This is a genomic window from Cyanobium sp. BA20m-p-22, from assembly GCF_024346275.1.
Lineage (GTDB): Bacteria > Cyanobacteriota > Cyanobacteriia > PCC-6307 > Cyanobiaceae > Cyanobium_A.
The window spans coordinates 1-5,625 of sequence record NZ_JAGQCQ010000255.1 but is presented as its reverse complement, the minus strand read 5'-3'; the positions used below and the strand labels follow the sequence as shown (position 1 = coordinate 5,625).

Here is a 5,625-nt window from a genome sequence, read left to right as displayed (position 1 = left end):
CAGCTGGCCTCCACCCGCATGGCCTGCCCGCCGGATCAGCCCCGGCGCCGCGCCTTTGTGCCGATGGCTGGCAAGGCCTTTGTGGTGCCCTACAACGCCAGCCAACCGATCGTGGTCGATGCGCCCCGGCCGCTGGAGCTGCGCTGGCGGCTGTGGAAGGCCGAGGTCCAGGAGCGGCCGGCTCGCCTGCAGTGATCAGCGCAGCCCCAGCCACTTGTGGCTCTGGAGGCTGAGCCGCCACTGGGGATGCCGCAGCACGTGGGCCGTGGCCAGGGCCTCGCCGCTCTGCGAGTCCCAGCCCGGCTGCAGCAGCAGCGCCGGCTGGTTGCCAGCGGCGCGCAAGCCCTTCGCCGCTGCCGCCATGGCTTCGGCGAAGGCCAGATCGCCGACCCCGTGCACCACCACCTTGAGTTCGTGGCAGCTCGCCAGTAGCTCGGTTGTGGGCGGCCGGTGGGATTTGGGTGAGAGGGTGATCCAGTCGAAGCGGCCGCTCAGGGGATCGACGCCGCTGGTCTCCAGGTGCAGGTGCAGGCCGCGGCTGGCGAGGGCGGCGCAGAGGGCGGTGAGCTCGTGGTGCAGGGGTTCGCCGCCGGTGATAACCACAAAGGCGGCCCCTGCTGCTGCAGCTGAGGCGGCTTCGGCGGCCAGCTCGGCCAGGGGGCGCAGGGGGTGGGGCGCCGCGGCCCAGGAATGCTTGGTGTCGCACCAGCTGCAGCCCACGCCGCAGCCCGCCAGGCGGATGAAGAAGGCGCTGCGGCCGGCGTGGATGCCTTCCCCCTGGAGGGAGTGGAAGGTTTCCACCACCGGCAGGGCCTGGCTGGGCGGTGCCGGATTCGGTGCCGGTGGCTGGGGCGCAGGGGTCAAGGGTTCGCCGGGGCCAGCAGGGAGATCCCATCGATTCTCCTGCCAGAGGTCGTGGCTGTCCTGCATGGCGAGCCAGCTTTCGGCACTGCGCCCCAGCACCCGCGACATTCGCATCGCCATATCTGTTGTCACGCTGCTTCTGCCTGCCGCGAGGCGCTGAAACGTATAAGCGGAAACCCCCAACCGCTCGGCCACCTGCCGCCCCTTGTCTGCCCCCTTGAGCAGATTCAGGCGATAGACCGGTAGATCCAGGTCCTTCGATCTGGGCAGCGGAGTGGTGGAGAGCCGCCTCCATGAAAGAGGCTGGTTATCCAATTCACGTCAGGATCACAGCCGTAACTGGCTTTAGCTCAGAAGCGATCTCTGACTGCGCCAAAGGCCACTTGATGCCCTGCAGTTAGGTGCTTTCCGATGGCTTGACCAGCTTCTGCGGCACTTTTGGTGCCTTCAATTTTGACAAGTACACCCGGCGCTAATCGATGGTTGAGGTGACAGATCGCATCGCCAATGCGTTCTGCTGCTGCATACCTTTCACGGAGCGCGATCTCAGGGTCGCGGAGGCTTATGGGTAATCAAGACAGGCGATGTCGCTCAAGCCAGCACGCTGCTCGACTGAGCGGGGAAAACGGTGTTGCTAACTGTGCTGCTATCTGTGTTGCTAACGGTGCGATTGCGGATCCAGTGAAGAACCTCGGGCAGCAGGCGCTCAGGCTGGTGTGGGGACCGCGTCTCTTCGGGGACGAGCAGGCATTCCAGTTGCTCGCGGCTGGGGGTGGCAAGGGCGGCCTGCAGCAGCAGCGCCGGGCGGCCTTGGGGGTGCAGGGCAAGGGCATGGCCGCAGCTCAGCGCGGCCTCCTGGGGCATCTCAAGCCAGGCCAGACAGAGTGCGAGTAGCAGGTGGGCCTCCGGCACCCGCAGGCTGAGGGCCTGGGCGTCGAGGCAGTGCTCGGCGGCCTGTTCGGCCTGGCCGGCGGCCAGGGCCAGGCGGGCCAGGCCTAGGTGGGCAGGGATTGCCAGGCCGGCGTCGGCGAGGGCTGCCCGGTAGTGCTCGGCTGCCGCCTGCGGCTGCTGCAGCTGGGCATGGATTTCGGCCAGGTTTAGGTGCTCAGTGGCGCTGCCTGGGCGGATCAGCGGCAGTAGCTCGCGGGCTTCTTCTTGTTGGTTCAGGGCCAGTAGGGCCTGCAGCTGCTGCAGGCGCATGGCACCGCAGAGCGGCTGCCGCTGCAGGAAGGCCACGGCCTTGCCCAAAGCGGCCCGGGGCTCGCCGCTGGCCAGCAGGCATTCCACCAACAGCAAGGCGTAGCGGGGTTGGCGGGGTTGCTGTTCCACCAGAGGCTCCAGCCAGGGGATCGCTTCTGCGCCCTGGCCGCTGCGGGCGAGCACCACGGCGCAGTTGAAGGCGGTTTCGCGGCGCACGAAGGCCACCCGATCGGATTGGCCGGGTGGCATGGCTGCCAGATAGCCGAGATCGATCAGTTGTTTCACGGCCTCGTGGGCCTCGAACGGATCGAGCCGCTGCTCGGCGGGATGTTCGCCGGCGTCGCCGCTCAACAGCTCCCAGCTGGGGATCGGCGCCAGCGGATCGGCCCGCACCAGTTCATGCAGCACGCGGCCGTCCATGTCTGCTCCGGCCGGCAGCCCCAGCAGGGCCAGGGCGGTGGGGGTGATGTCGAGTAGGGAGGCGGCCGGCGTCTGGGCGCCGGGGCGGATGCCGGGGCCGGCCAGGGCCAGGATGCCGAAGGGCCGGTGCCAGCTGGCCTCCTGGTCGGCGCGGTCGTCCCCAAGGGCGACGCCGCTGAGCTTCGGGCGGGAGGCGCCGTGGTGGAAGCCGTGATCGGAGAGCAGGATCACATTGAGATCCCCATCGGGCCCGGGATCGCCCGCCGCCGCCAGCAGCTCGCCGAGCATGCGGTCCTGTTCGCGGTACACCGCCTCGATCACCCCACCGAACAGCCGCTGCTGCCGCGTTGAGATGTGCGGCTGACGGGGAGGGGCGTAGGCCATGGCGTGGTGGCCGGCCACATCGATCCACTCGTGAAACACCATTAGGGCGTCCCAGTCGTTGCGGGCGGCCAGCGGCAGGGAGAGCTGATGGATCGTTTCAGCCCGTTCGGCGGCCGCACCAAGGGCCTGGCTGAGGGCCTTGTCTTCCGGCTGCCGTAGTAGGGCCGGATCGGGGAGGATGCGGGCGCGGGTGGCCGCCGCCGCGCCGACCGCCGCCTGCCTGGCCTGCAGCCACTCGCTGTGCTGCAGAGCCGGATGCAGCGACTGCGCCGGGGGTTCGCTGGCCTGGAAAAACTGATTGCTGAGCACCACCCCATTGATCGGCTCGGCCGGATGGGTGGCATACCAGTTGACGACATGGCTGCGCAGCCCGCAGAGCTGCAGCAGGTTCCAGAGGGCGCGGCAGCGGCGGCTGGTGGAGGAGGCGAGCCGCAGACCCTGGCCATCGGGGGAGGGCTCTACGAAATTGAGCACGCCATGGCGATCGGGGGTGACGCCGGTGACGGCACTGGTCCAGAGCAGGGGCGAAAGCCGCGGTTCCAGGCTGGCCAGGGGCGCTCGGCAGCCCCGGGCCAGCAGGCCAGCCAGGTGGGGAAGAGCCCCCGCCTCAAGCAGGGGATCGAGCACGTCCCAGTCGGCGCCATCCCAGCCAAGAATCAGCAGGCGCCCAGGATGGCCTGAGCCCGGCGGGGGCAGCAAGAACCCGGCTCGACTCAAGCCGGGGGTTTGCACGAAGTAAGTGTGGTGGCCGGTGCCGGTTGCTTCGAGGCCTGGAGAGTGCGGCGCCGCAGGCGGCGGCTCCAGCTGAAGGCCGCGGCAACGCCAAACAGGGGCAGCGGACCGGGCACGGAAGCGGGCGAAGGGCCAGGCACGGGTGCCCCGGTGTCACCCACCAGGATGGCCACTCCGGCCTGATCTTCCCAGCCGATGGCTGTGATCGTGCGAGTGGTGATGGCTGATCCCACCTGCATCGCGCCCCAGCCGTAATGGGTTTGGTTGTCAGAAGCTAGAAACCGGAAGCCGAAGTAATTGGTGGCATCCAATTGCCAGTTGCCCGGCGCGGAGCCAACAACGACACTCCCCGACACCGAGCTGTAGCTCCCCGAGGAATCCACGGTCGTGCCCAAGGCCAGATTGCCAGCAGGTCCCGAGGTCACACCCGGATAGCGCAGCATGCCGGTACCAGTGGCCCTGAACCAGTTGAGAAACGAGGCCCCGTAGGGATTGATGTCCCAGCCCGCAACCGGACCAGTCGAGCTAGTGGCTTGGGTTTCCACATTGATGTACAAGCCATCATTGGTGGCAGGAATTGCCCAGCCGGCACCAGCGTTGGGCTCGTAATAAATCACCACGGCCTTGGCATCTGGTGCGACAGCGGCGCAGGTGGCAATCGCGGCCACGGAGCATGAAGCTAAATGGCGAGATAGTTTTGCCTTTAGATCTCCCATTTAACTAATGTAAAAGCCAAAATTACCCCCCCCCCCCCCCTGTTTTCAGTCAAGACCGCCGACCCACTTCGTCACAATTTCCTGATGGGCTCAGTGGCGAGCGCTGCTTCAGCAAGCGGGCCAACCGCTGCTGATCGGGGGGCTCGTGCGGCAGCTCAAGCCAGCGCAACAGCTGCCCGGCGCTGTTGAGGGGATCCGCCAGGCAGGCCTCGAAGCCAAGCCGCAGCAGAGGCAGCTCGGGCCGCGCGGCCAGCCAGGCCTCCATCTGTGCCAGCTGGGCCCCATACACCTGCCGCAGTCGCTCCTCCGGCAATGCAGCCCCCGCCCGCCCCAGCCGCTCCAGCATCAGCTGCTGTGAGCGCAGTACGGCGCCGAGGTCTCGCTCCATCACCAGCACGCGGTAGTTACGGCCCAGCGGCAGGTTGGGCAGCAGCAGGTGGATCACCTTCACGGCCCGGCCTTCTGCCTCCTCCAACCAGGCACTGTCCTGGGGAAGGGTTTTGACGATCTCCGCCTCGTAGTAGCCCTGTGGATTGCTGGCATCGGCGCTGCGGCAGCTATCCGTGAACGGCAGGATGCCGGCCGCCTCTAGTAGCTGCATCGCCAGGCTGGTACCCGAGCGGGGCAAGCCAGTGACGATGGTGATCATCGCGTTTGTGCGGCTCCCTGGGATCCTCCTCCCTCAGGTAGTCGACACATCTAGGGGGCCTTGGTGCCCGCTTGAGATCCCGGCTGGGGGAGCACGATCAGCTCGGAGCCCCGGCCCGTTGCTGGGCCGCCTCGATCAATCCCCGGAAGAGGGGGTGGGGCTTGCCGGGGCGGGAGAGGAATTCCGGGTGGTATTGGCAGGCGGTGAAAAAAGGATGGCTTGGCAGCTCGATCAATTCCACCAGCCGGTTATCCGGTGATGTGCCGCTGATGGTATACCCCGCTTCGGTGAATAGGCTGCGGTAGGCGTTATTGAATTCGTAGCGATGGCGGTGGCGTTCATACACCACCTCGTCGCCATAGAGGCGGTGAGCCATCGTGTCTGCAGCCAGGCGGCAGGGGTAGACGCCCAGGCGCATCGTGCCGCCCAGATCCACCACGTCCTGCTGCTCGGGCAGTAGGTGGATCACCGGGTGGGGCGTGTTGGCATCCAGCTCGGCGCTGGTGGCCCCCTCCAGACCCGCCTGGTTGCGCGCCCACTCGATCACGGCGCACTGCATGCCCAGGCACAGGCCCAGGAAGGGCACCCGCTCTTCCCGCGCCCAGCGGATCGCCGCCACCTTGCCGTCCACGCCCCGGTTGCCGAAGCCGCCGGGCACCA

The 5,625-nt window shown here is 67.5% G+C and carries 6 protein-coding genes and 1 pseudogene; 1 reads left to right on the top strand and 6 read right to left on the bottom strand.

What is annotated here, in order from left to right:
- On the top strand, nt 1-195 hold a 195-nt coding region (locus KBZ15_RS17380; protein ID WP_255016481.1), incomplete at its 5' end, for an ecotin family protein.
- Here the strand turns inward: KBZ15_RS17380 and KBZ15_RS17375 are convergent.
- The 6 genes and pseudogenes from KBZ15_RS17375 to KBZ15_RS17350 all read right to left on the bottom strand — a co-directional run.
- On the bottom strand, nt 196-804 hold the full coding sequence (locus tag KBZ15_RS17375; protein WP_255016482.1) for a 7-carboxy-7-deazaguanine synthase QueE: 609 nt from the start codon (nt 802-804) through the stop codon (nt 196-198).
- Nucleotides 805-912: 108 nt separating this feature from the next.
- Nucleotides 913-1,059, bottom strand: a pseudogene (locus tag KBZ15_RS18590) (HigA family addiction module antitoxin); the annotation flags it as partial.
- 396 nt (nt 1,060-1,455) lie between these two features.
- Nucleotides 1,456-3,567 (bottom strand): alkaline phosphatase family protein, encoded by a 2,112-nt coding sequence (locus KBZ15_RS17365; protein WP_255016480.1) that lies wholly within the window; start codon nt 3,565-3,567, stop codon nt 1,456-1,458.
- Nucleotides 3,568-3,581: 14 nt separating this feature from the next.
- The gene (locus KBZ15_RS17360) at nt 3,582-4,268 is read right to left on the bottom strand and encodes a hypothetical protein (RefSeq protein WP_255016478.1); all 687 of its coding nucleotides are present in this window, start codon (nt 4,266-4,268) and stop codon (nt 3,582-3,584) included.
- A gap of 97 nt (nt 4,269-4,365) precedes the next feature.
- Nucleotides 4,366-4,965, bottom strand: coding sequence for a hypothetical protein (locus KBZ15_RS17355; protein ID WP_255016477.1), 600 nt, complete (start codon nt 4,963-4,965; stop codon nt 4,366-4,368).
- 97 nt (nt 4,966-5,062) lie between these two features.
- A partial coding sequence (locus KBZ15_RS17350; protein WP_255016476.1) for a glutamine amidotransferase-related protein occupies nt 5,063-5,625 on the bottom strand: 563 nt, incomplete at its 5' end.

Bases quoted from the DNA above. Each gene is read 5' to 3' on its own strand.
- KBZ15_RS17355 (WP_255016477.1), bottom strand. From the start codon at position 4,965: ATGATCACCATCGTCACTGGCTTGCCCCGCTCGGGTACCAGCCTGGCG.